This window comes from Candidatus Omnitrophota bacterium, assembly GCA_028699255.1.
In the GTDB taxonomy this organism is placed as follows: domain Bacteria; phylum Omnitrophota; class Gorgyraeia; order 2-01-FULL-45-10; family 2-01-FULL-45-10; genus FEN-1322.
In genome coordinates, this window is sequence record JAQVUX010000010.1 from 14204 (window position 1) to 39971 (window position 25768).

21 protein-coding genes and 1 pseudogene are annotated in these 25768 nt (G+C 43.4%); 1 reads left to right on the top strand and 21 read right to left on the bottom strand.

Features of this window, described 5'->3' with window-relative positions:
• Positions 1–5: 5 nt before the first annotated feature.
• The 7 genes and pseudogenes from PHS46_07555 to der all read right to left on the bottom strand — a co-directional run bounded on the left by PHS46_07555 (position 6) and on the right by der (position 7076).
• Positions 6–659, bottom strand: a pseudogene (locus tag PHS46_07555) (ABC transporter ATP-binding protein).
• Positions 659–1501: an efflux RND transporter periplasmic adaptor subunit gene (locus tag PHS46_07560; protein ID MDD3906360.1), complete on the bottom strand. Its 843-nt coding sequence runs from the start codon at positions 1499–1501 to the stop codon at positions 659–661. Before PHS46_07560 ends, PHS46_07555 begins: the two are co-directional and overlap by 1 nt.
• A gap of 9 nt (positions 1502–1510) precedes the next feature.
• On the bottom strand, positions 1511–2890 hold the full coding sequence (locus PHS46_07565; protein MDD3906361.1) for a TolC family protein: 1380 nt from the start codon (positions 2888–2890) through the stop codon (positions 1511–1513).
• A gap of 86 nt (positions 2891–2976) precedes the next feature.
• Positions 2977–3705 (bottom strand): glycosyltransferase family 2 protein, encoded by a 729-nt coding sequence (locus PHS46_07570; protein MDD3906362.1) that lies wholly within the window; start codon positions 3703–3705, stop codon positions 2977–2979.
• Positions 3705–5003, bottom strand: coding sequence for a glycosyltransferase 87 family protein (locus PHS46_07575; GenBank protein ID MDD3906363.1), 1299 nt, complete (start codon positions 5001–5003; stop codon positions 3705–3707). Before PHS46_07575 ends, PHS46_07570 begins: the two co-directional genes overlap by 1 nt.
• A 37-nt stretch (positions 5004–5040) precedes the next feature.
• Positions 5041–5781: a ribonuclease Z gene (locus PHS46_07580; GenBank protein MDD3906364.1), complete on the bottom strand. Its 741-nt coding sequence runs from the start codon at positions 5779–5781 to the stop codon at positions 5041–5043.
• Positions 5778–7076 (bottom strand): ribosome biogenesis GTPase Der, encoded by a 1299-nt coding sequence (gene der / locus PHS46_07585; protein MDD3906365.1) that lies wholly within the window; start codon positions 7074–7076, stop codon positions 5778–5780. Before der ends, PHS46_07580 begins: the two co-directional genes overlap by 4 nt.
• A gap of 140 nt (positions 7077–7216) precedes the next feature.
• Here der and PHS46_07590 point away from each other — a divergent pair, with 140 nt between their 5' ends.
• Complete coding sequence (locus tag PHS46_07590) at positions 7217–7369, top strand: hypothetical protein (GenBank protein ID MDD3906366.1); 153 nt, start codon at positions 7217–7219, stop codon at positions 7367–7369.
• A gap of 179 nt (positions 7370–7548) precedes the next feature.
• Here the strand turns inward: PHS46_07590 and PHS46_07595 are convergent, their stop codons facing one another.
• The 14 genes from PHS46_07595 to PHS46_07660 all read right to left on the bottom strand — a co-directional run bounded on the left by PHS46_07595 (position 7549) and on the right by PHS46_07660 (position 25709).
• Positions 7549–7974: a hypothetical protein gene (locus PHS46_07595; GenBank protein ID MDD3906367.1), complete on the bottom strand. Its 426-nt coding sequence runs from the start codon at positions 7972–7974 to the stop codon at positions 7549–7551.
• Positions 7971–8546 (bottom strand): hypothetical protein, encoded by a 576-nt coding sequence (locus PHS46_07600; GenBank protein MDD3906368.1) that lies wholly within the window; start codon positions 8544–8546, stop codon positions 7971–7973. The genes PHS46_07595 and PHS46_07600 overlap by 4 nt, the downstream gene beginning before the upstream one ends.
• An 8-nt stretch (positions 8547–8554) precedes the next feature.
• Positions 8555–8959 (bottom strand): hypothetical protein, encoded by a 405-nt coding sequence (locus PHS46_07605; GenBank protein MDD3906369.1) that lies wholly within the window; start codon positions 8957–8959, stop codon positions 8555–8557.
• A 145-nt stretch (positions 8960–9104) separates the two neighbouring features.
• Positions 9105–9563, bottom strand: a complete 459-nt coding sequence (locus PHS46_07610; GenBank protein MDD3906370.1) for a hypothetical protein — start codon at positions 9561–9563, stop codon at positions 9105–9107.
• Positions 9564–9575: 12 nt separating this feature from the next.
• Positions 9576–9941: a response regulator gene (locus PHS46_07615; protein ID MDD3906371.1), complete on the bottom strand. Its 366-nt coding sequence runs from the start codon at positions 9939–9941 to the stop codon at positions 9576–9578.
• A gap of 13 nt (positions 9942–9954) precedes the next feature.
• Positions 9955–12111 carry an ATP-binding protein gene (locus PHS46_07620; protein ID MDD3906372.1) on the bottom strand — a complete coding sequence of 719 codons (2157 nt, stop codon included), beginning with the start codon at positions 12109–12111 and terminating at the stop codon, positions 9955–9957.
• Position 12112: 1 nt separating this feature from the next.
• Complete coding sequence (locus PHS46_07625) at positions 12113–13585, bottom strand: NAD(P)/FAD-dependent oxidoreductase (GenBank protein MDD3906373.1); 1473 nt, start codon at positions 13583–13585, stop codon at positions 12113–12115.
• On the bottom strand, positions 13572–15035 hold the full coding sequence (locus PHS46_07630; protein MDD3906374.1) for an NAD(P)H-dependent oxidoreductase: 1464 nt from the start codon (positions 15033–15035) through the stop codon (positions 13572–13574). The genes PHS46_07625 and PHS46_07630 overlap by 14 nt, the downstream gene beginning before the upstream one ends.
• Positions 15005–15892 carry a response regulator gene (locus tag PHS46_07635; protein ID MDD3906375.1) on the bottom strand — a complete coding sequence of 296 codons (888 nt, stop codon included), beginning with the start codon at positions 15890–15892 and terminating at the stop codon, positions 15005–15007. The genes PHS46_07630 and PHS46_07635 overlap by 31 nt, the downstream gene beginning before the upstream one ends.
• A gap of 212 nt (positions 15893–16104) precedes the next feature.
• Complete coding sequence (locus PHS46_07640; protein MDD3906376.1) at positions 16105–16629, bottom strand: hypothetical protein; 525 nt, start codon at positions 16627–16629, stop codon at positions 16105–16107.
• A complete protein-coding gene (locus PHS46_07645; GenBank protein MDD3906377.1) occupies positions 16622–18640 on the bottom strand; it encodes an Ig-like domain-containing protein in 2019 nt (672 codons plus the stop codon). Before PHS46_07645 ends, PHS46_07640 begins: the two co-directional genes overlap by 8 nt.
• A 21-nt stretch (positions 18641–18661) precedes the next feature.
• The gene (locus PHS46_07650) at positions 18662–19135 is read right to left on the bottom strand and encodes a hypothetical protein (GenBank protein MDD3906378.1); all 474 of its coding nucleotides are present in this window, start codon (positions 19133–19135) and stop codon (positions 18662–18664) included.
• A 19-nt stretch (positions 19136–19154) separates the two neighbouring features.
• A complete protein-coding gene (locus PHS46_07655) occupies positions 19155–19691 on the bottom strand; it encodes a hypothetical protein (GenBank protein ID MDD3906379.1) in 537 nt (178 codons plus the stop codon).
• A 96-nt stretch (positions 19692–19787) separates the two neighbouring features.
• Complete coding sequence (locus PHS46_07660) at positions 19788–25709, bottom strand: DUF1573 domain-containing protein (GenBank protein MDD3906380.1); 5922 nt, start codon at positions 25707–25709, stop codon at positions 19788–19790.
• Positions 25710–25768: the final 59 nt, after the last annotated feature.

Here is a 25768-nt window from a genome sequence, read left to right on the forward strand (position 1 = left end):
GCCGCATCCGGCGTATCGCAACGCAAAAGCTTCCCTTTGTGCAGGAGCCCCACGCGTTTGCATCTTTCCGCCTCGTCGAGATATGAGGTCGAATAAAATATCGTGACTTTCTCTTTTAATAAATCATATAGTATCTTCCAGAAATCCCGCCTCGATACCGGATCGACACCATTGGTCGGCTCATCTAAGAAAAGAACACGCGGAGTGTGTATAAGCGCGCAGGCAAGCCCGAGCTTCTGCTTCATACCTCCGGAAAGCTTGCCGGCAAAACGTTTTTTAAAGGGCAAAAGCCCCGAAAATCCGAGCAGGCGGTCTATCGCTTCGGCACGCCCTTTATTGGGTATGCCGTAAACATCGGCGTAAAAATTGATATTCTCCATGACCGTCATCTCTTCATAAAGGCCGAATCTCTGGGACATGTACGCGATATTCTCTTTTAACGCCTCAGCCTGTTTTAAGATATGACTGCCGTGAACCCATCCTTCGCCGGATGTCGGTTCGAGAATGCCGGTTAAAAGCCGCATCGTCGTCGTCTTACCCGCGCCATCCGGACCGACAAGGCCGAATATCTCCCCCTCCTCGACTTCGATATTGAGGTTGTCCACCGCCGTCAGAGAACCGAATTTACGCGTCAGATTGACGGTCTTTATCGCAGGCATTAATTTACCTTGATATAAGCGTCGGCGGGCATACCGGGCTTAAGGTCGAGGGACGAGTTGTCTACTCTGACCTTTATCCTGTAAACATATTTGACGCGCTCCTCTGTCGTCTGTATGTATTTCGGGGTAAATTCCGTCTGGGACGATATAAATGATACCCAGCCTTTATACTTCTTATTCTTGTAGCTGTCGGTCATCACATACGCTTCCTGATTCAGTTTCACACGGCCGAGATCTTTCTCATTTATATATGCCGTAACCCATATGTCATTTAAATCAACGGCGGTAAATACGGGCGCGCCGACCCGCACGACCTCGCCCTCCTCCGCACTTTTGACAAGTATGTAGCCGTTCAAAGGCGAGGCGAGCTCTGCCCACCCGAGACGCGTATTGGCGAGCTCCAGCTGGGCGCGGGCCTGGTCCACTGAGGCCTTATCTGTATCCGCTTTAGTCTTCGCCGCGTCCCTCTTCTGGGCCGAGATGGCTCCGGCCTGCAGGAGATTCTCCGCCCTGACATAGTCGACATCGTCGAGCCAGTACTGGTGCTCGGCGCGTTTTAGCGCGGCCTCTGCCTCCGCCTTTACCTTGCTCAACTCATCGGTATTGAGACGCGCGACCAGATCCCCCACTTTTATTACAAACCCTTCGTCCGCCAATAGCTCCGTTATCTGCCCTTCGACCCTGAAGGATATGCGCACGTCGTTGCCTTCGATATTACCGGAGACTTTTATCACATTGCTGTCATGGGCGATTTTTTTAAGCACAAAAGTTGCGCCGGATACGGCGCCGATCACTACCAGGACAAATAATATTATTGCTTTAAGCTTCTTCTTTCCGGGCATAAGGTTCTCCTATTTTTCTTCTCCGCTATTTTCCCTGCCAAGTATCCTGTCGAGCTGGGCCTGCGCCATAAGATAATCGTAAATACCCTCGGCGAGATTCTTCTCAACCTGGCTTAATGAAACCTGCGTATCGAGAACATCCAGGTTGGTGGTAACGCCGTTGTCATAACCTATCTCCGCTATCCGCACCGCCTCTTTCGCCTCGACGATCGCGTCCCTCTGGGATACAGCTATCGCGTCTGCCTTCTTCATGTCGAGGCACGCGGTCTTTACGTCGACTACGAGCTGATCGGCGATGTTGGCTTTCGCGAGAAATGCCTGGCCGTATTTCGCCTTCGCGGCATCTACTTTAGCTTTGGTGGCCATCCCGTCGAAAATAGACATCCCCACGGTAACTCCCGCCGCCCAGTTGGTGTGGCGATAATCGAATATGGTCTCAAGATTATTGGAACGATAGTTATAACCGAAGTTGGCGCCCACCTGAGGATAGTATCCGCTTTTAGCGTATTCTATTTCCCATTTACTGATATCAATACCGAGCGTTTTGAGTATCATTTCAGGATTGTTCTTGTAGGCCTCTTTCAGGGAGTCGTCCTCTTTTGCATCGATGAGCGTATAGCGAAGATGGCCCAGAAGCCTTATATCATCCCCCGGCCTTATCCCGATCACTTTTTTAAATTCCGCCGTTATTATCTCGATGGCATTCTTCGCCTTTACCACTTCCGGCACCACCTTGGCCACCTGCACGCTCGACTGAAGCACATCGAATTTCGAAGACGTCCCTTGCTCGAATTTGGCCTTCACGTCGTCGTAATGCGCCTTCGATTGGTTAAAGAGATTCTGAGCTATCCGTTCCGTTTCGTAAGCGAGAAGAAGACCGTAATATAGCCGTTTGGCTTCGAAAGCTACGTCGAGTTTCCGGGCACGGAGCGTCTCTTCCTGGACTTTCAGTTCAAGGCGCGACTCTTTTAAGACGGCAATATCAGCGCCGCCATTATATATCGTTTCGTTTACGGAAACGCCGACTTTGTTATCGTTCTGGTACCCGGAAAATATCCCGATATCTTTTTTGGTATTGGCGGCTAACGCGCCCAAATTAAATGCAAAACCATTGTAGGTATACCCGTAAGTGGCGGCGAGTTTAGGCCAAAATGCGCTCTTAGCGCCGAGTATGCCGGCTTTCGCAATATCGAGTGATTCGGCCTGTATCTGAATATCTTTATTATTGAGGTAAGCTATGCCTATAGAATCTTTCAGGGAAAGTTCTTTTGCGGAGGAAGAAGGTACAGACTCGTCTGAAAAAGCAGTAGACGATGCAGATAGAGACAGTAATAGACAGGTTGATAATAATATCGCGGGAATTTTTCCGGTATTTTTTTTGGCCATCATCCGCTATGATTAGTAATAATATAATTACTGATTTATTTGCCTACAATTATATCATCTAATCGTAGAATAGACAATGTCGGCCTGGTTTATTTTCGCAGTTGCTTCCGGAAGGTAAGCGCGTACGGGATAACTTTGATGTAACCTAAACCTACTTTAAGCAATTTAAACTTCGATTTGCCCTCGCCGGTGCCTCGCCCTATCCACGACACGGGGACTTCGCAGACTTTGTAGCCGGAGAGTATCGGCAGAATCCCCGTCTCCGCATTTATGGCAAAGTCGTCGGACTTCCATGGCATCTTTTCTATAATCTCCCGCCTGTAGAGTTTAAAATTATTGGAGAGGTCTTTCTGCCTTATGCCGAAAAGCATTCCCACGACGAAATGGAAAGCGCGGTTCGCGAACATCTTCGCCGTAGAATACCCGACTATACGACTGCCCTCCACAAAACGCGAGCCGATAACGCCGTCGCATCCGCCCTCTTCCATCCTCTCTATGAGACGTCCGGCATCGCCGATATTTCCTACGAAGTCGCTGTCCATCGTCAGCACGTAATCCGCCCTGGGAGACACGCTCTGAAAACCCGTCTTTATCGCCCGCCCCACTCCGCACGGCGGCGTGCGCCTGACGAGCCGTATTTTCGGCTCCGACTTCATCCTATCTTCGACAACCGCGGCCGTAGAGTCGGTAGAAGCGTCATCCACCACGATAACTTCCATTATCTTTTCGCGATATTTCTCGACGAGACCTGCGGCGACCTTGCCGATAACGTCTTCTTCATTATGAGCAATCAATACTATGGAAAGGTTCTCTTTCATCACGCCGGGCGCCTCGCGTCTTTAATTAGTGTAAATGCCAGGACGCCCCAGAAAAACAACGTCCCCCAGAACATGACTGAAATGTCATTAAAGAACATGATGGCCGCGGAATAACTTACAGCCACAAGTACGATAAACGCGATCTTTAAGAACAAACGTTCGGATTTATCTATGTCCGGATAACTCAAATAATTCAGGACGGCAAGGCATGGAACGAATATCCACGCCCATGTATACCAAAGGCAGTATGACGGCGTAAGAAGCGGCAGAAGCAAAAACAGGGAAAATGAAATCCCCAGCATTCGAGGTTTAATGCGTCTCCACACAGCGGCGGCCGATGTCAGAAATATTCCCGCAGATATGACTCGTATTATTATGTGTATGGCCTCCGGAGGAATTATATATTTGTACGGCGTCGTCCTGCCGCAAACGAAGATCCTGCCGATAGCGCTGGGTAGCGACTGACTGCTCGAGCGTAGTTCCATGTAGGTATTATAGGATGTGGTCATGAAAAACGGTTTAAGGCACCTTAAATACCAGTCCTTCAAAACAAAATTATTATATGCTACGCCCCACACAAGAGACGGTATTACTATAAATACAGTCAATACCCCGAGGATGAAATGGACTATGTACATTCCCCTGGAACGGATAATAAAATAAACGGCCAGAAAAAACGTAGGGATGTAAACCGTCATGGCGAGCGATAGCAATACCGCGGAAAAGAAATTCTTTTTCTTTTCAAAAAGATATATCGCCGCGATCGCGAAGGCGAGCGCCATGAGTTTATTCTGGCTATTCACCAGTTCATATCCGATCAAAGGCACGGCAATAAGAATGCTTATCTTGAGATTGCGCACGGTCGTCGCGCGCGACGGACTTGGCATGATCCGCATGAGCAAAAATATACTCATTATAAGCGCGAACATCACCGCCAGATACCATGCAAGAACGGATGGCAGCATGTGTTCAAATTCAAACGGGCCTTTTGGCTTGCTCGTCAACATGAACGGAGCCTGCAGGATAGTCATTGCGGGTGCGTAGCGGAATATCGGCCGGTTAGCGTCGGTAGGATTATCGTACGGCGACTGCCTGTCCATCATCTTTTCGACGCCGTATAACGCAACCTTGAGATCCTTGCCGCCCCTGACGCCCGTAACAATAGCCGCCGCTATGATAAGGATGGCTATTATCGGAATAAACACTTTATCGGATAATATAAAATTACCGGCTTTTTTAAAACGCGCAACCATATTTCTCAGATTATCCTTTTGTCTTTCGCATATATCACCTACCATATTCGACCTCCGAGGTCGCACCTCCGAGGTCGAACGGTTATAAATTTATAATCATTCCGTCTTTCGCGGCGCAGGTCGGGACGAATATTGCCCGCGCGGCGTCTTCCGCCCTCGACCGGCTGACAAAAGACGGGTACTTACCCGGATCAAAATGGCAAAGGTAGAGCCGCTTCGCCACAGCATCTTTTGCGGCGCGCGCGGCCAACTGCGGCGTCAGATGGTACAGGCTCGGGCCTTTCTCATCCGGCGCAATCGCGCATTCCGTCATGAATATATCCGCGCCTCTTGCTAATTTTTTCAGGTTACCACAAATACCCGTATCTGTGCAATATGTAACTGTTTTGCCTTCAATGGTAAATCGGAAACCATAACACGGCACGGAATGTTTAAGAGGCGCGTATTCCAGCGCAAAAGAGCAACCACGCAGGTTATCTATATCGTGAAGACGTATCTTCATCGGAAGAAAAAGAAGCGGCGTAGTAAACGGCCGCTTTAAAAAAATCCGCAATAGCTTCTCCTGCCCGGATACGAGATATATATCAAGCCCTTGAGGAAATTTGAATATGGGAAGAGTGTGCAGGCCGATAATGTGATCGAGATGGAAGTGACTTAAAAATAACCGGACGGGACGCTCATCCTTTACGAGGTCTCTGGCTTTGTAGAATCCGCCTCCGGCGTCGAGGATTATATATTCTTCCGGCGTTTCGATAAATACCGAGGGTGTATTGCCCGTCGGCGTATCGTACCAGCCGTTCGTGCCTAAAAATGTTACTTTCACGAGCGTCTCTGCCTCTTTTCAAAAGCTACTTCTATGGGCATACCTTCAAAATCGCGCGATGCCCTCAAAAAATTCTCCGCATAGCGTCGAAGGTTCTCATTGGCCAATCTGGTATTTTTCATGCCCAGCACAAATTTCATCGGACGCGCGGGGTCCTGTTTTAAATATTCGAATTTAACGCGCCTGTTCCGCACCTCGCGCGAATCGTTCAATAACGCCAGGACTTCTCCGAGCTCGACGGCAACAAAAACCTTCGCCGCTTTTTCATAAAGCGGCCGCACCAGGGCAATACTGGCGGCGACGTTCCGGGATGTCTTACACGATATAAAAACGACCGGGATATTTTTTATGGCGTTCATTTTACGGATCAGCATCTCTTTATACTTCACGGTGTCCATATTTTTAACCAGGTCCCACTTATTGACCGCGAGGATGACCGCCTTGCCCTCCTCCATACAGAAATCTATGACACGTTCGTCGTCCTCCCTGAGGCCGTCCATGCCGTCTATAAGCACCATAGCGACATCGGCGCGTTTTATCGCTTCCCTGGCGCGGACACTGCCGTAAAAATCTGCCGCCACGCCCAGCTTCATATTATGCCGCATGCCGGCGGTATCGATAAGCCGGTAGTGCCTGCCCTCAAGTTCAAAGTCGGTATCGAGCGCGTCGCGCGTCGTGCCCGCGACATCGTGGACGATGGCGCGCTCCTCTTTCAGTATCGCGTTGAGGTATGACGACTTCCCGACGTTGGGACGCCCCACGATGGCCACACCGATGACTTCCGTCTCCCGGTGGATGTTCCCGGATGCCGCACCGCCTGCGGCAGTCATGGCGTCTATGAGTTTCTCCACGCCTCGGCCCGTAGTAGCCGATACTGCGTACGGCTCGCCCAGCCCCAGCTCAAAAAAATCAAGCGCGGCGGCCGCGCAGTGCGCATCATCGCTTTTATTCACCGCTAAAAATATCTTCTTGGAGACTTTCCGGAGGCGCGAGGCAAGTTCCGTGTCCTGATGCGTTACGCCGGTCCTGGCATCGACTACAAACAGGATGACATCGGCTTCGGCTATAGCATTCTCGAGTTGTTTTAATATAAGCGGAGTGATATCGTGGATTTTGGACGTGTCAAAGCCGCCGGTATCGACGATGGTGAAGGTCTTCCCCTTCCACCCTATATCGGTGTAGAGCCGATCACGCGTAGTGCCGCTCGCCGATTCGACTATCGCCTTCCTCGTGCCGGCCATCCTGTTAAAAAGGGACGACTTCCCGACGTTAGGCCGGCCTACTATCGCTATCATTGGAAATTTCTTCGGTTGCATACCATTCATTATAACACGACAATGATGTTATTTTTTTAAAAAATACTAAAGTAAGTGTATCTTAATGGGCACATCTCTGCTATACTATTGGTAGATAAAAAGATACAAAGGAGGCCTCATTGGCAAGAGATAATTATTCCTACCAGAAATACAAGAGAGAACAGGCCAAGAAAAAGAAGAAGGAAGAAAAGCTACAGCGAAAACTGGATAATAAAAATAAACAGCCCGAAACGGAGCAACCTTTAGATGGCCAAAATAATCCGCTCCAATAAAAAACGCAGGTTCTGCAGGTTGACTACCTGCAAGCGCCAGCTCAGTATCTATAATTTCTCAACGTACTGCCACGTTCACCATCATCTCACATTAACCAAGCACCCGGTCTCCGCCTCGTCGGCGTAACACCAGTATCGATCTGAAATTAGCAGATAAAGTTAGGCTTATGCAAATGCCATTAGTCAACTTGCTGAGCGGTTAAAAACATAGCTTTTTCCAGCGCTACAAAAAAATCTTGATACGTTGCGGCATCGTCTATGCTATTGATTCCAACCTGAGCATTCGCCCTAACCAATAATTGTGTCTCCCCTCTCGACCTTACCGTTACGGTCATCACAACACTGCAATTATTTACAAACTTTGTTCCTGTAATAGATCCGAGGGAGAGGTCTGCTTTATCGATAACAAAGTTCAAATCTTGCATAGTGCTTATCACGGTTTGCATCATTTTCTTAGTATCGGTGGTATCAAAAGCCCTCGTCTGCATACTGCGCAATTTAACCTGGCTTTCCGAAGCTTCAAACGCCTTATTGGCTGTGGTTGCGCATCCCGCCAAAGCAAAAACCATAAATGCAATAATCGCAATACTACTATGCTTTTTCATATGTTCTGAGCCTCCAAAAATATTGATTTTGACAAAGCGTCATAAAATTTCTGGTATGTCTGCGCATCGCTGATAGTTTCTATCTTATTAATTTGGCCTGACATATTCCAAACAACTCTCTGGAAAGTAGCTCTAACAACCGTTTTACTGCCATCCAAAGCCAGCTGAACGATTATGGAGGCCTTTACGAGTTGCTCCTTATCGCACCGAGCCAGGCTATTCGTATAACAAGGAGCGCCAAAGCAGGCGGCGGCAATACCTAAAACGTCGAGAGCTACAGCTGATGTAATTTGGGCCGCATTTTTTGCGTCCGCTCTCTTTGATGCGGCGACAAATCCTAACTTAGTCTCGCTATTATCTAAGGTGAAACCTATATCCTGTAAAACACCTGCCACAGACTTAACTATTTTTTCTTCATCTTTTGTATCGTATTGCCTCATTTCCAGCTGACGAAGCTGTACCACATTTTTTTCGGGCTTAAGAAAACCCTTTGGCATAGTCGCGCAACCAGACACTGCCATACACATTACCCCTATGGAACAGATTTTAAATAAATACTTTATTTTTTTCATATGCCCCCTTAGAAGCTGGAAGAATGATAGGCAAAATCCCGCACTTTTTTATCTACGTCAAATTTGACAACTATAGTTAAGGTTCTTTGAGAGGTTGACGCCGCTCCGGAATTTCCGCCTACAGCTCCAAGTATCAACCATACTCCGCCTGCGTTATTTGAATAGGATACATCTGTGGCAATTTTATCGTAAACCCAAACTTCCAACCTGTTTTCATCCGTTGACACGAGATTGGGTGATCCCAACACTTCTATGACTTGAGCAGAAGGCATGCCGATCCGAATTTCCCGCTGAACTTTTCCTACAGTTACCCTGTCGCCTGCATCCGACTTAACTGATTTCATATGAGAACTGGCCGACGAACAACCCGCTAAGAACGCCAATAAAACCAATGAAACTGCTATCCTCTTCATCTTGTACCTCCCGATTATAGTGAAAAACAAAAAACAACCCGCTTGAGTTGTTTTAGATTATTTATATTATTTTTTGCATTTTTCATAACTTGTAGTCATATAGTAGTATGCCGCGCCGACAATGTCAAATAGAATAATTGAGAGGCTAATATTTTCCTTGCGTAGCAAGCCTATCCTTAGCCTCGGCTATTGCCGTCAACATGGAATCGCATATAGGCTCAAGTTTTTTAAGCCTTTCGGCAAAAATTAGCAGGTTTTCTTTTGTGTCGGATTTCAAAAGTTCGGAGTATGCCATCTCGGCGTTGCTGTAGTTTTCTTTCGCGGTTTTTAATTCACGCTTTATGGCACTTTCTAAAACTACGGCTGTGCCCTTGGAATCGATTTCGGCCAATACATTCAATGTCAGATTAAGGTTTTCAGCGATCCTGTCATGGTAGGCGGCTATATTTTTAAAAGTGGTCGACAGTCCTTCTTTAAACTGACCCTCCAGTCTATCCATGTTAAACTTAGTAATATACGCTACACATATCTGCGAAAGTGTAGCGATACCGCCTATCGAGCCGGTAAGATCGTGAAATAATACATGAAGCCTCTCGCTTGCCATTGCTTGGCCCCTTTACGAGTTAACGTGTCTGCTAAATTCGTTTATTGTGCTTATCAGTTTCTCCAAATTAACGGGCTTCTTAAGCATCGTCTTTGCGCCATGCTGTAAACACTCCTCCATCGTAGTATCTCCACCGGTGAGTATTATGCCTTGAGCTTTCGGATTAAGCTCCAACCCTTTCTTTAAAAGCGTAAAACCATCGACTTCTTCCCGTAAGTTTATATCGAGTATAAGAATATCGGGCTTATGCGTTTCGAGAAGCATAAACGCTTCCCTGGAATTCTTAGCCCCATACGCATCGTAATCTCTCATCTTCAGCATCGTAACGGTCATATCCGTGATCATTTCTTCGTCATCGACCAGCAATATTTTAACCACTTGCCTGTGCCTCCTATTTTTTTATACTTGGATCGTCAGGTTTTTCTGCTATGGGTATATGTATGCTTATCACGGCCCCCTGTCCATAGACGGATTCGTAAGCAACTTTGCCTTTGTGAAAATCCACAAACTGGTTTAACATTTTATTGCCTGCCCCATGGCCGGATTTTCCACTGGAACCTTTGGTGGAATAATACGGGATGACTTTTCTGACGTTTTCCAGAACCTCGGGCTTCATGCCGACACCGTTATCCTTTATTGATACTATAATCTCTTTAGCTTTTTTATTACTTGATGCGGTTATTATTATACGGCCCCTAAAACCCGCGGTTTTTGCTTTCATATATTCTATCGCTTCATATGCGTTGTCTATGGCTATAAAATACGCCTCCTGAAGATAGCCCAGGTGCGCAAACGTAAGAGGTAAATCTTTATCTATATTTTTTATTATTTCCATCTCTTTAAAACCGGGATGCTTATACTCGACAAGTTGGAGTACGACATCTATGTTGCTCGTTATATTAACCATCTCGAATTTTAATCTATCGGGCTTACTGAAATTGAGTAACCCCTGGGCGATCTCACCGGCGCCGATGGCTTCTTTCTCGGTTTTAGTCATGATATCAAAAACATTAGCGACGTTATCTTTATCTCCCGAAGGTATTTTTAATTGCAGGATCTCCCTTGCGCACTGTATGCTCATAGCAATACCGTGAAATTTATTATTAAACTGATGGGACATGCCATAAGCCATAATAGCCAGCTCTTCTTTAAGCTTTGCCTGCGTCATATTAAGATGCATGGCATCCCGTTCCTTCACAAATTCAGCGTTTTTGAGCGCTATGGCCAGCGTACGAGCTAAGTCCATAAGTATGTTCAAGTCTTCCTGGGTATAGTATTCATCGGATTTTTTCTTGCCCAAGAGGATAATACCTATAAGCTCATCCCGCAGTAATAGCGGAATGACTAATGCGGCTTTGAGAGAAAGCATTTCGTTTCTTATATCTTCTTTTATCTTTTTGTCGTTGTCATTTTCCGTCGATAAGATACCTTTTGCCGACTTTAGGTATTTCGCGATCGGCGACTCCTTCTCGATAATTCGAGCCTCGTTTTCATCCTTACCGCTATGCGACATATATTTATTACTATTCGCCAATAAAACATCTGAATACTGAGGATGGAATATTTTCTCTAAAAAATCAATGGTTCCATCGACGATTTTATCCATATCCAAAAGCGTTATGACTTCATCAATGAAGAATTCAATCGCTTGCCGGTAGTTGTATTTTTTTTGGAAGAGGTATCGATCGGTAAGATTGGTGAGTATTTTTTTGATAGGTTCCAATGTTAAAATTATTAAAAGCGCACTAATGCTAAGGGTTAGAATCCTTCCTACAAAACTCATTCGAGATAACATGAATTCTTGAATAAATAATATTGGCAAAATAAACATAGCCACTGCTACAGCGAAAAGACCGGCAAAAACAAGTGTTTTCTTTACCACAACGTCGATGTCAAATAATTGGCGACGAAAAATTGAATATGCAATAATTATACAATACAGCGGTATGAAAAAATTGCCATAAGGATATACTTTAATGCCGTATACGGGAAGAAAGTATGATCCACCGCCCCATAATCCAAAAATATAGGCGGCTGAATATAAACGTAATGATATTTTTTCAGCTTCGTCTGCTACTTTATATTTTCTTATTATCAAATAAGTCGCGTATGCTGCTGTGGCAATCCATGCTAAACCATATATTTTATAGACCATATTAACTGGCTGTGGAAAATAAAAACTATTGAAGAGATATACCATTTTAATGCCGATTAAATGTGTAAAAAATAAAATTGGTAACAGGATGGCTAATAAATAAGCTATACACAAAATAAATTTATGTTTTAAATTATTTATAAGAAGGAGGTGGTGAACTAATAAAGTTGCTACGAAAAAACCTCCTACATGCGCTACGCTCCACCAAAAATACGCATCTTCAGGACTTTTCGAAAGACCAGCTAATCCTTGGCCAATACCCCATATTGAAATAGCTATATTTTGTAACGCAAAGGTTGAGTGTATTTTGTTTTTACCGTAAATTAAAATTGTAACCCCTAAAATAAGGGATGTGGCTCCTAACAGCAACCCTGAGAACGCAAACATATTCATATTATTTACCTTTAGCGTTAAGCAATCGATAAGTTTTTTCCGCCGCCCTCGCAACTCCCGCTATACCGCCTCCGATCTTTGTCCAGTGACTCGATAAGAACAGATTTTTTATCGGGGTGGTAACTTTCATAAATCGTATATCGTCATATAAATTATTCTTACTCCAGCCATATATAGCCCCATGGCTGTTACCTGTATATCGTTCCATAGTTAACGGCGTTGCTATAACTTTCTCGATTATATATTGTTGCAACTTGGGTATAGCTACTTCAGCTCGCTTAATCAGTTTGTCAGCCATTTTTTCTTTCGTGCTCTTATATGTCCGTTTATCTAAACTCTTCCAAAAATCATATCCGGATAACATAGTAATTGAAACTACAGATTTACCTTTCGAGCATAACGTACTTGAAAGGTTGGAATATATAATTACCGATATCGGCGCAAGTTCTATATTATTATTTACTGAGGCATAATACATTTTGGTTAAATCATATCCGGGATTTATAAATACAGCGCTATCATTTATACCAAGTTTTTTCAAATCTACATCTAGACCTAAATATACCCTGAACGCAGAGATGGAAGCCTCTTTTTCCTCGGATTTTTCAAGTAGCTTCGCAACATCTTCATTTTTTTCGGATAACATATCAAAAGTCTTGCGCAAATCTATGTTAGAGATAAAAGCATCCGCTTTATAGCATGTTTTATCGGCAAGCTCTATTCCGATGGCCTTTTTATCGCTAACGTGTATTTTGCATACTTCCGACTCTTTAAGTATTATGCCGCCATTTTTTCTGATAACATTCGCGCATTCGTTAATAAATATCCCCATGCCATATTTTGGGTAATAGCTACCGTTACAGGTATAATCATGCCAGATATAGGCAAACGTTATGGCTGAAAGCATGCTGGGCGGCACACCACAATATACCCAATATTGGGAAATAATCGCTTTTAACTTTTCATTCTTAATAAACTTATTCAGCAAATCTTCGAATGTCGCCTTATAATATTTCATAATATTAGGCGACTTCAAAAGTTTCCTCTTTTTATCCAAAGCATCGATCTCATTATAGATCAGGCCCATCTCATCGATTAATTGATCAATACCTTTTTTTTCATTTTTGAACAGGTTATAAAGTATTTTTTTGTATGCTTTGACATTAGCTTGTGGAAAACGTAAATCATAATCAGGATATATGGATCTGTATAAAACCGCAGGTTTTGTAAAAGGGGATTTTTTCAGCACTCCGCTTTGTTTGAAAATATTGTATACTACTTGCCCATTCTTTATCCCATTCACTGCTTCGATAGCTACATCAAAATCAAATCCGTTTCGTTTAAAACTAGCGCAATATCCTCCGAGATTACTATCTTTCTCAAGAAGTAACACTTTTTTACTCTTGGATAAGAGGGCACCAAGCACCGAGCCGCCTATGCCAGAACCAATTATAATAAAATCATATTTGATCATTTTGAATATAGTTTTTTATCAGTTTTTTATGCGGCCTGATTATTTCACGGTTAAACCTTTTAACGAATTCTCTTCTAAAAATAGGGATTTTCATTAAAGGATACAATATAAAGTTCGTTACTCGCATTTTTATATTATTGTGAGAAAAATCGTAAAGTCCCAGTTTTTTATACGTTTTATGATCTATTTGCAACGCAAATCTAAAATCTCCCCATACATAATCGCGTAATAATCTTGTGCCTGCTATGCCATAAAACATTCTGGATTTTATGTAACGTCTATCGCTCCGCGTGACTATCTGGATTGCCAGATTTTTCAAACGATCGTCTATTTCATCTGAATTTTCACACTCATCTGTTACTATATCCACCAAGCTACCTTGCTGCCATTCTACATAGGCCTCCAACATTTCTCTCAAATTTGAAATTTGCTCCAATGGACCGGATATTATCATTCCTACTTGTTTACCTATAAAAACGGGGACATGATTATTGAAAAAACTTCTATCTAAAAATAATTTCCATGACGAAGATATATATCGGTCTTTAATTTTACCGGCAAAAATGATTATATCCGCCGGTTTTATTTTAGCATTATAAAGCTTTGTAAACTCATCATCATGAACACACTTACTTTCATATCCACAATGATAACAGCCTATGCATCCGTTTTTTATGCCAAGCTTTTCTATATCTATTATTTCGGCATTATTATCAATGCTCTCAACGAATCCATTTACCATTTTGATTAAATTCGATTCGCTTTTTACGCCATCGATTAAAATAACAATTTTTTTACCCCCAACATCGATGACATTTTTTATATTTTTCGGTCTATACAAATTCTCTGATGAAATTATAGGCCTATATCTTTTTGCAACGAGCATTTTTTGCTTTACTGATTCAAAAAAGTACTCAGCAAATGATACCAATTCTTTCCTTTCCTTCTCTTTTAAAAGGCCGAGCCGTTCACCAGAAAAACAACCAATATATTTCATGTTTAAATCATCGCAAATGGCTCGGATATAATTATGCGCTATATTGTCATGGAAATGGATGGATGTGCTAAAAGCGGCCGTATATTTACCGTTAAAAAAACACTCTTTGTTTTTCTCAAAAATTAGTTCTATAAACCTTTTATATTGTGCGGGGATAAGAAGGATATATACTGGGAAAGCCCAAATAACACCATCGGATTGCTCAACCTTATTTAAGATATCCTGCAATATCTTTTCATCTTTTTCTATTTTTTTTATGTTTTTGGAAATCTCTATTATTTCAAATTTATGATAAGGAAATATTTTTTGAATAAACTCGATAGATTTCATCGTAATACTAAGATCGACGCCCAGCGGGCTACCATTCAGCACAACTATTTTCATAAATATTCTTTTGTCAGTTTTATCGGCTCTGCCATGGTTTACTTCTTCACCAACCCATGCTTTATGCATTCTTTAGCTACAAAATTCGCGAGAGCCTTGTTTAAAAGCTTGAATCCTTTATCGTCTATGGCGGTTTGATTGCAAAACTCTACATTCATCTTTTTAAGCTCAATTAACTCGAAATCGCTTTTGGGTAAGAATCCATGCAATATAAGCGCTTTCGGTTTATGGCTCGATCTCATCATCAGCCCGGCGAGCTCTTTCGTATCTTCGATACTGAAAAGGCTTTCATTCATAACCACTATATCGGGTTGATAGTCATACAAAAGATTAAGCCCTTCCCTATCGCCATATACGACCTTTATCTCGTAGCTACCTTCTATCACACCCTGCTCTTTGTCTTCAGGCGTAAGCGCCTGTCCTGCAAAATATACACACATAAGCGCGAACGCCATAGGATTTGGCTCAAGGAATAGGACCTTAGCTTTCGGAGTTTGGGTAATTTCCGGGTCTTTTTCGTTTGTGGAATAAAATCTTGTATCTTTGTCGGATTCTCGTAAAACATATTTGATCCTATCGAGAAGTTTTGATATATCTATGGGCTTAACAAGAAAGCCGTTAACACCAATCTTTTCAACGGCATCTTTTGACTCTTTATCATATGCGGTTATTACGATTACCTTGGTCTTAGGGTGTTCTTTTCTGACCTTCTTTAGGATGGTAACACCGTCTATGCCGGGCATATTTATATCGAGTAGTATCAAGTCGATATTGTGAATAGAGTCTATGACTTTTGCGGCTTCGGTGCCGTCGAAAGCGGTAAGCATATCATACCCTAAAGCCGAGAAAAATCCTTTCAGGGTCTTGGTTAGATCGACTTCGTCATCCGCTACCAGTATCACGCCTTTTTCATTATTTTCTCTCATTGTTATTATTTTCCTTTTATTATGTTAATATCTATTAACTGCCATTTGATAATCATATATAAAGCAAAGTATACACGATTTCATCCAGGGAAGCAAATGCGTCTTGTTTTTTTTCAGATGGGCTATCTGCTCGTTTACAAGCGGCATGGCCTTAGGCGGGGTGCCAGACGCGTCTCATTCATATTGCGAAAAACGAGACGCACCTCCTTTTTTTATAAAGCAGAAACTATTTTTACCTTGATCATCCCGCTATTATCGCTATAATCGTAATCGCTCACCCAGAACCTTACCCTTTTGTTCTCCGTAAGCGTAAACTTTAGGAAAGTCCCGGCAATGTTTTCTTTCACAGCTTTTATCGCTTGCTCCTCAGCATCTGTCTGACTATGCGCGGGTGGGTTAGGCTCAAAGTAAAGCGTTCCAATATTAGGATAATCCTGGCCGCCATTTACATCGGTTCCTACCGCTACTCCAATAAGCCATTTGTAGTTGGGATTTATTGGATAACAAAGTGTAATCGCGCCACCCTCCACCTTGACTATGTAATCACCTTTTTTTAAATCGAGCACTGTTCCTTGCGAACTTTCCGCAGGGATAGTTATCGTTTGTTCAAAAGCGTAAAGAGAGGCGGAGAAAAGAAGCATACATAAAATCAAGCTCGAAACAAATATCAAAGATTGCTTCGCTCCCTTCGGCCGCTCGCAATGACGAACTTTTTCAACAGTCTTAAGTTTACACATCTTTTTCTATAACCTCGCTATTTTGGGTTACAAAATATGTAACGCTTCCAGAAGTAATCTGCCAGTAAGGATAGAAAGGTGATTGCGAAGGACCACCCGGTTCCCAGACTAATTCAGCCGTCGTTCCATCGTTTTGCAAAATACAATTTACCGAGGATGCCAATCGCAACGCTTCAGCTTTTGTTACCTGTATAAAACGTGTCGATGTAGTTACCCACGAGGCTTCTTTAAAACTTCCATCAGCCGCATCGATAATTATAGCGGCATAGGTAAGAAACTGTCCGTTGACATATTTGTCGAATGGTATAAGGTAATAGTAAGTATTTTCTTTATCGGTACGCCGGACCTTAACAAAGCTTCTTGCCTGGCTACCGTCAAATGCCTTCACGAAATTATCATCCGTTAGAAGCGATGAATCTACAATCTTTTTCCAATCGAGCTTAAATGATGACTGGCTGTCAGAGCTAAAAACCGAGCTTAATGAAGTCGCGCTAAGCTGTGATTGAATATCGTTTTTAAGATCAACCACCAAAGCCGCATCATAAAGATGTTTCTTGGCATTTTCTATTCTGGCTTCAGCATCGGACAATCCGTCAGGAATTTCTTTAGCGAGTGTTTCGGAAATAGTTATTATAGCGAGTGTTTCTTCGTTTACCTTTGCTTCTGCCGTTTGCACTTCAGCATCACTTTCAACTTCAGGTGGTTCGGCTACTTGCAAATATTTTCCATTATAGGCATCGGAGGTCACGACAGGCAGGAAGAATGTTTCCTGAGCCGCCTTTGCCGTTACATATAAATCCTGGCCTATCCCGCCCGACGCAGGGTCTGTCAACCATAAGCCATATACTGTAAAATTCGGGGTATACCATGGGTTTGTATGCGGCTTGGGTATCGGATTTTCAGTTGTAGCGGCGCCGTTTACGATAAGCCAATGGTTATATGTCCCATACGCGGGAACAACGGGGGGAGTGTTTGGCCATGCGGCGAGATCGCCGTCTTTCCACCAGGAATCAATAGTTACAGGATACGCCATCCAGTGGATCACGTCTCTCAAATACTCGGCAAACTTATCGCTCGCGAATGATTCTACGCTAAAATTATATCCTTTGGACACAATACCATAACCAGTTGTATCAGTTGAATCATAAGGGTCGTAATGTCCAAGCACATGATACATGCCTACAGGATCTATCTCCGTTATAGTAGAATTTATCGAACTATTATATTTATGTCCGTAGTCATATATCTCTTCTTGAGTCAAGCTAGTGCTAACACCATCACGGATATAATTTAATATCATCTGAGCGCATGCGGCACCGCTATAATAATCCGTAATTTGGGCATACGCAGGCTTTAGATGAAGCACCCAGCCTAAAAATACTGAAACACTGCTACTACCTGCATTACCCGCCAAGTCTTGAGCTGAAGCGGTAACTTTGTTTGGGCCGCCTACTACTATGACATCCGTTATCGAGAAGCTTCCATCCGTGCCTACTGTCGGCGTGTAAACAGTCCCTTCGACATTTACGGAAACACTGCTAACGCCTGATAATGTATCTGTCGCTGTGCCGGTAACGGTTACGGGACTTGCGCTAACAGCGGCTTCGTTAGCAGGACTTGTAATGCTTACTACAGGATGTGTTTTATCCAGTTTTATTGCTGATAGCGTTTTGTGCGGCGTTTCTTCATTGCCTGATTTATCGATACTCCAATATTCCAATATGTTGTTAGCGCCCTCCGTAGATATAAGAGGCTGGCCTGCTATGCTAACGGCGAGCGTATCTCCGCCATTAATTTTATAGTAAGTCTCTTTTATATCAGATGCCGCATCGGTAGCAGATAAGGTAATGGTAAGGTTGCTATTATGCCAAAGTCCGTCATAATCAGTTTGCGTCTCGGGCCCAGTCGTATCAAGAGACACGGTTACATTAAAGGTATAGCCCGTCACGGCGAAAACCTCTGCATTGGCAAACATTAAGGTAACCAGTAACACAATGAGTGTCTTTTTCATATACCGCCCTCTATGCAATACCTATTTCGTAGCCTCTCCTACGCTGAAAAGTAATTTACTTCTTATTCCGAGCCCTAACGATTCGCCTATAGTGTGAGACCATATAAAGACGTGAAACTTTCTTCCAAGGTATTCTTTTTTATACGGAATGTTAATAACCACGTCCGTCTGGGCCTTACCGTTAGGCTCAATCATAAATGAAGTCTTCTCCAACTTTATCCAGTCCACGCTGGGAATGGGTTCATAGCCTTCCTGAACCTCACCCCCCTCGGGCGCCAAGACTTCGATCTTTATTTCTACGACGTTATCGCTATTATTCTCGATAACTAACGGAAACTGGGAGTCTTTTTGCATACTGTATTCCACGCCCATGGGAACATTCTCAAGCGCAACCTTACCAAAGCTTGTCCTTAACCCATTGGCTTGCGATAAATCAGGATACAGTAGTCCCATTCCCAGAATAGCGATACCGGCGACAGCTTTTTTACATGACAATAAGCGCCACCTTTTCTGACTAATCAACGGTCGCGCTAAGGGTAACGGCTATGGTCTTCTGGCTCGGCGACGATGTGCCTGTCGGAGTCTCTATCTTTAACCATATACTTCTTTCTTCATTATAAGGAACGGCGGATCCTGTTTTGTCGCCGGCAAACTGCGTTGTCGATGCAGGCGTAGAAACTGTGGTCAAAGCATTCGCTGTCCCCCAAGTAACTACATCAGCCGTAGTAGCAAAAGCGGCGCTTAATCTATACTTGTCAAAATCCGGGGCGGTAGTTACCGACGTCCAGCCCGAAGGATCGGATAGACTAAGCGAATATGTCTCGGTGCTCCCGGAACCGGTGTTCTTTACTACAATCGCGTTTGATGAAACGGCAGAGCTATTGGCGCCTTTTATTCCGAAGTCAATAGGCCCGCCCGTCACCATAATATCGGCTGACGTCGCTATTGAAATCGTTACGTTAAAGCTCGCCGAGTTTGCTGCAAAAGCAGGCGCGGATACCACTGTCAAGAGTGCTATCGCACCTATTGCCATCCATAAATACTTTTTCATTTCACACCTCTCTTTTTTACAACATTTGATTGTATTTACTCCTCCCACGAGGAGCCACTGTTTTTATTTTTTTCTCTCACCCCCTCCTAATGAATATTAAGAAGCTTCAGCATTTATTGTAACTTCGATAGAATGCGTGGCGCCCTTGGTAGTGTCTTTCGAAGGCGCTTTTAAATCAAACCATAAGCTTCTTGTGCCACCAGCTGAAACCGACACTCCGTTTTGCGCTAAACGGCTACTTCCGAACCTTAGAGAAGTCGCGACATCAGCGCTATTGGATAAAATAACGTCATCGCTACCTACTTCATTAAAATAAGTAGCGTCTATGCCTGTTTCCGAGCTACCTGCAAAAATCGCGCTTAACACAAATATATCTATACCTACACCATCCTTATCGGAAGCACTTGCCCAGCTCCCCTGGCTTGTTATTTTTAAATCATAAGATTGAGGACCATCACCGCTATTTGTTATTATTATTTTGCTAGAACTATCAGAGATATGTTCAGATCCCGCTTCTTTATTTAATAACTGCCAATCCGCATGGTCTATAGATATGCCAAGAGCCTGGAACATATACACAGGGCCTACTGACGTTACCTTTTTATACTCATTGCCGGTGGTATCTACCGCTGTAACGGCGTAATAATATGATTTGCCGAATACTCCTGTAGTATCTACATAGCTCGTTACTGTTTTATTAACAATCGATTGGCTTATAGGCGCCATCCCTGTAACATTAGTCATGACGCTATCCGAGCGGTAAATATTAAAGTTGTGGAAATCTCCTCCTGTATCATTAAATATATCCCAGGTTATCGTAATGTTTTCCATGGCACCTTTGGCTGTTGTTACATTTACGGTGCCAGGCGGAGTGACATCAATAGTAAAACTATCTGCGGAAGAATACAGACTTTCGTTGCCTGTTAGATCTTTCGCGCTAACATGCCACCATATTCTTCCTTCAGGTAAATTCGATACTGAAGTATAATTTGTATCGGAAGCGTATCCGTCAAATAGAAGGGTTGAAAAATCGCTCGCACTGGCAATTTGAACGTGATATAAAGACGCGCCTATAGAGGCATTCCATGTCAATGTCGGTTTTTGATTATTGGTCGGATCAGGTGAATAGGCTATGAGAGTAACCGGTGCTGGGGGTACCAGATTAATGATAAAACTACTACTACTTGAGAACGATTCTTCATTACCCAGGGAATCTATAGCGGCTACTCGCCAGTATATCGTACCTTGAGGCAAGGCCACAGTAGGTGTGTATGTAGGAGAGGCACTACTGCTGTCATTAACCAATAGAGCGCTAAAATCTGATGCACTACTTATTTGAATATTATAATGCGCCGCGCCATTAACAGCGTTCCATGTCAATATTGGCTTCTGATTATTCGTAAGATTAGGACTGTATGAAATCAATGTCGGGACAGAGATAGAACTAGTAGTAAAGCTCCACACGCCGCTAAGTGCTGATAACCCCGTATTATCTATCGCCTTTACTTGCCAATAATATGTTTTATTATAGCCAAGGGCCGGGGAAGTATATGACGAAGATGACTGATTCTGTGATATCAAAACAGAGGGATCCAAATTCGCAACCAATTCCTGGTTGTCACTAAAATACACATTATAAGTTAGTGGGTTTGATTGCGGATCACTCCCAGTCCAGGTCATGGAAACCTCAAGGGGAGTCCCTAAATTAGCTTGATTAGTAGCGCCTGACGCCGGCGTTGGATTGGTAGGCGGATTAGGCGGTAAATTAATAATTTGCATTGTAACCGGGATAAGTGTGGTGATGCCATCAAAACGAACGACGACATTGCCCGAATACGACCCCACGCTAAGTTTGCTCGTGTTAACAATATTAACTCCTATTGTCCCGGTGGGAGCTGTCGTCCCTCCAATATAAAGATTTGATAATGATAACTGGATCCAAGGCTGATCGGCTGAAAAGGTAACCGAAATTGGAATCCCGGTAACCTCTCCGGTCATCTGAGTGGTCAGCTTCTGGGTAAGGTTTGATCCGAAATCCAGGCTTGGAGGTGTAAAAGTAAGATCTTTTGTAAGAACTCCTACCATTTGCCCAAGAACATCAAAATTAGAGCCGTTGTTATATTGATAGGCAACAAAAAACTCATTGCCTGTAGCATTGTATGCGGCAATACCATTTTGCAACTGCATGCCGCTTACTGAAGCGATGCTTAAAGGTTGCTGGATAACTTTGGTTAGGGTGCTTGGTGAAACACGCAAACCCAGTATGTCTTGTTCGTTACTTCCAGTCAATGAAGATGTAAGTGTAATAAAATATTCATTATTAGTCGAGTTATACGCCAACGATGGCCCCAAATAACTGCTCCCACTGGAAGCATAATAGGTATACGAGTAGGCCGGGACCGCGGCGGAGGATATGGTTTGGACTCCAATAGCATATGACACGCCGGTGCCTAAATAATCATACTGAAAAACCATCGCGTACTGATTCAGGCTGGGATTATAAACCACGTTAGGCAAATATGCTTTTTGAGGAAGACCGGTTAGCTTGCCGCTGGTAACGCTCCCTGCGCTACTAATACCAAACACAGCTATGCTATAAGTGCTGGATAAATCAGTATAGCCACCAACGACTAAATATTGATTTGTCTGGGAATTAAAGACAACTTTAGGATTTTGAATAGTATTAGGATAATATGAATAATCTTTGCCGACCACACAGTTACCATTGGCATCCAAAATAATTAAAATCAGGTCATTTGTTCCATTGCCGGCATAATTACTTGCATAAGCGATCAGGTACTTATTTTCCGTAGAATTATAAACAATGGATGGTGTGATCTCCGCAACGCCCGGGGAATTAATTAAAGAATTAATGGTCACGGGACCGCCCACGAGCGCACCTGCCGCGGATACTCTCTGCTCTGCTATCTGTGTTATCCCCGAGCTATTAGTATATTGGCAGACAACCATATATTGGTTTGTGGTGCTATTCCAGGCAACTTGCGGTTTATTTTCGATATAACCGCTATTGAATATAGGAAACGCGCTTCCAGCCGGCTGACCGGATGCTGAAATGAATTGACCATAAATGTCGATATTCGAACCGTTTCCGGAAACATCGTTTTCATAAACTACGAAAAATTGACTGGAAGTACTGTTATATACTTCCGCGACGTTATCTTCATTATTCGAAGAGTTCGCAATGTTAACAGACGACCCTATCCTGGCAAAATTAAGAAAGGTAATCGAACTGGAGGATTGTATAGTAGACAATTCGGTACCAACTGAGTCAAACGCTACAACCGCATAATAATAAACCGTGCCAATAACAGTTGTATTATCCACATAACTTACCGTAGCTACATTGGAAATAGTCGTTAAAGGCGTTAAACCCGATAGACTTGTGATAGCGCTGGTCGATCTATAAATAGCATAATAGCTAAATACCCCCTGCCCCTGATATCCGGTCCAATTCACTGATATTCCATTGAGTTGAGAACTTACGTCGGTAGTCAAGCTGGGGATGACAGCCGTGCCCGATAAGCTGACACTAACACTGGGAGTATCAGGATCATTGGACTGAACAGTTAAGTTGCCCGTTGGGTTAGTACCGATAAGTGCTGTCAGGGTGACATTGAATACTGCCTGAGCACCCGAGAGAATAGTCGCGGTTTTAGGACTTACCGTAAATACGGCGTTATCGGTAGAAACGTTTGTTATATCAAGAGAGGCGTCCCCCGTATTATAAACCGTCAATTGATTTGTGGTAGGAGTCCCGGCCGGGACTGAACCAAAATCGATAGAGCTTACTGCCACTCCGATATGAGGCGCAGGGCTGGTCTTTTCACTGATTTCCATAATGGGCCTATTGGCTTCATCATAGGTCAGGTCCTTAACAGCGCCGTTAGGCATGATGATCTTGGTAAGCTTATTGTTAACGTCATAAGTATATTGTGTAACGCCACTGGCGGCATCTTTCACAGTAACCAAGTTATTATTATTGTCATAACCATACGTGGTCACGTTATTATTACCATCGATCACAGTCGCTAAATTGCCATTAGCGTCATAGGTATAATTGACACTTCCGGCTGTTGTCGTGATCTTTTTAATTCTATCCACATTATCATAATAAAATGACGTTGCGTCCCCGCCAGTATCGGAAACAGTAGACAGGCGTGATAAGGTATCGTAAGTTTTACTTGTCTGATAGCCACTGGGCGCGGTTACGGCCAAAGGCATTCCGTTGGCGTCATAAGTCATATTAACGGTTCTGCTCGTTTCATCCGTAACTGAAAGCAGGTTACCATTGGAATCATAGGTGTATTTTGTGACATAGTTGGGGTCGTAAGAATAACCTATAGAGCTTGGTGGCAGTGTCGGAGTCGTAGGCGTCGTCCAGTCCAGCGTAACAACGGTTAGCGTCTCGGTCATTCGATTATTTGAGTCATATACATAGACCGTATCATTGCCTAACTCATTACGTGTCGCGATCAGGTTTTTATTGGCATCATAGAAAAAGAACTTCTGTCCCCCATTGGCATCCTTCATGTACCAGACGTTACCAAAGCTGTCATACAAATAACTGGTAGTCTGGCCATTGGTATCAGTGACAGTGCTTGGGCCAAAATTATTAACATCATACACAATATTAGTCGTATTGTTCAGGAAATCTACAATTTGCGCCAGATGGTGATTCTCATCAAAATATTGAGTGGTAGTCGCGCTATTGGAATCGGTAGTCGTCGTCATGCTGTCCGCAAGATCGAAATTGGAAGAATATTGAGCGGAACCCACTATTTGAGATATAGCGCGGTTGTAATCATCGTACACGGCCTGATAAGAAGTATTATTTTTAGGATCAATGATCTGGGTTACATGTAGATCCGCATCATAGACATACGTGGTTGTTTGATTGGCGGCGTCTACGACGGTGTTTAATTGGTCATTGGAATAATAAGTATAGGTAACTGTTTTAGATCCGGGCCCAACAGCGCTCGTTATATTATTACCTGTATAGTTTAAAGTAATCGCCCTGCCATTTTGATGCGTAATGGATATCAGATTTGAACCGTTATAAGCATAATTAATTGCGATGCCATTTCTGTCCGTGACACTCGTCAGCAATCCTGAGCTGTTAAAGTTGGCCTTACCTATATTAAGGCAATCTAAGGTAAATGTCCCGTCCTGGTTATCGATCAGGATATGGCTACCGCCTTCCCTCATATATACAGGCTTACTATTAATATTCAGCCCTTTTAGGACGTAAAGATACTCATTCTGCCCTTCTCTGACGTAAATCTGATCATTGGCGCTCACCGTAAATGCGCTATTCCCGAAAGTATAGTTCTCCGGCGTGCTCGGGAATCGTATGGCAAAAGGCGTGATCTGCCATCCATACCCAAATCCGGTAGATTTGTCGTAAAAAGAATTATAATACCTGACAAGCTCAAGTGAATTATCCCCCAGCACAGGAAAGGACATATCCACTTTAGATCCCCTGACACTGCCGTCTTTTTGTGAACGGGTAAATGACTGCGCGATAGCTGTGAATTGTTCCGTGTTACCGCTTGGATCCTCAGCGCTAAAATCCCAGCTAAAATCGGTGTCACTTGTTCGGGCGGTAATAGCGGCTTCACTGGCTGTAGTTGCCACTGCATTAGTAGAACTTGCAAAATTAGTATCGTCTAACTTATAAATAACTCCGCCTATGATGGTGAGTGAATAAATCTTTAAACCATTAGTCCAGCTTGTGACGACTGATGTCTGGGGTGTGTATTGCGGTGTTGTTCCAGCCGCGGGGACATAATTGGAGAAAAACGACAGATCGAAAGGAATGTTATTATCTTTGATCCACTTTACGACAGCCGTGATTTTGCCCAGCCTGGTTAACTGCTGTAATATAGGAAACTCGGTGGCATAGGCATCGTAGTTTTGTGTCACCTGTGCGGCAAAGGCTTCAGCATAAGTGTCACCGGTAACGTCGTTTTTGTATTTCGATTCGGTCAATAATTGCATTGTAGCCTGACTAAACTCCATGGCAGAGCCATCCGCGGATTGTGCAAGCGTTATCTCTT

Bases quoted from the DNA above. Each gene is read 5' to 3' on its own strand.
- PHS46_07560 (MDD3906360.1), bottom strand. From the start codon at position 1,501: ATGCCCGGAAAGAAGAAGCTTAAAGCAATAATATTATTTGTCCTGGTA.
- PHS46_07565 (MDD3906361.1), bottom strand. From the start codon at position 2,890: ATGATGGCCAAAAAAAATACCGGAAAAATTCCCGCGATATTATTATCA.
- PHS46_07570 (MDD3906362.1), bottom strand. From the start codon at position 3,705: ATGAAAGAGAACCTTTCCATAGTATTGATTGCTCATAATGAAGAAGAC.
- PHS46_07575 (MDD3906363.1), bottom strand. From the start codon at position 5,003: ATGGTAGGTGATATATGCGAAAGACAAAAGGATAATCTGAGAAATATG.
- der (MDD3906365.1), bottom strand. From the start codon at position 7,076: ATGATAGCGATAGTAGGCCGGCCTAACGTCGGGAAGTCGTCCCTTTTT.
- PHS46_07595 (MDD3906367.1), bottom strand. From the start codon at position 7,974: ATGAAAAAGCATAGTAGTATTGCGATTATTGCATTTATGGTTTTTGCT.
- PHS46_07600 (MDD3906368.1), bottom strand. From the start codon at position 8,546: ATGAAAAAAATAAAGTATTTATTTAAAATCTGTTCCATAGGGGTAATG.
- PHS46_07605 (MDD3906369.1), bottom strand. From the start codon at position 8,959: ATGAAGAGGATAGCAGTTTCATTGGTTTTATTGGCGTTCTTAGCGGGT.
- PHS46_07610 (MDD3906370.1), bottom strand. From the start codon at position 9,563: ATGGCAAGCGAGAGGCTTCATGTATTATTTCACGATCTTACCGGCTCG.
- PHS46_07620 (MDD3906372.1), bottom strand. From the start codon at position 12,111: ATGAATATGTTTGCGTTCTCAGGGTTGCTGTTAGGAGCCACATCCCTT.
- PHS46_07625 (MDD3906373.1), bottom strand. From the start codon at position 13,585: ATGATCAAATATGATTTTATTATAATTGGTTCTGGCATAGGCGGCTCG.
- PHS46_07630 (MDD3906374.1), bottom strand. From the start codon at position 15,035: ATGCATAAAGCATGGGTTGGTGAAGAAGTAAACCATGGCAGAGCCGAT.
- PHS46_07635 (MDD3906375.1), bottom strand. From the start codon at position 15,892: ATGAGAGAAAATAATGAAAAAGGCGTGATACTGGTAGCGGATGACGAA.
- PHS46_07640 (MDD3906376.1), bottom strand. From the start codon at position 16,629: ATGTGTAAACTTAAGACTGTTGAAAAAGTTCGTCATTGCGAGCGGCCG.
- PHS46_07645 (MDD3906377.1), bottom strand. From the start codon at position 18,640: ATGAAAAAGACACTCATTGTGTTACTGGTTACCTTAATGTTTGCCAAT.
- PHS46_07655 (MDD3906379.1), bottom strand. From the start codon at position 19,691: ATGAAAAAGTATTTATGGATGGCAATAGGTGCGATAGCACTCTTGACA.
- PHS46_07660 (MDD3906380.1), bottom strand. From the start codon at position 25,709: ATGCAATTATTGACCGAATCGAAATACAAAAACGACGTTACCGGTGAC.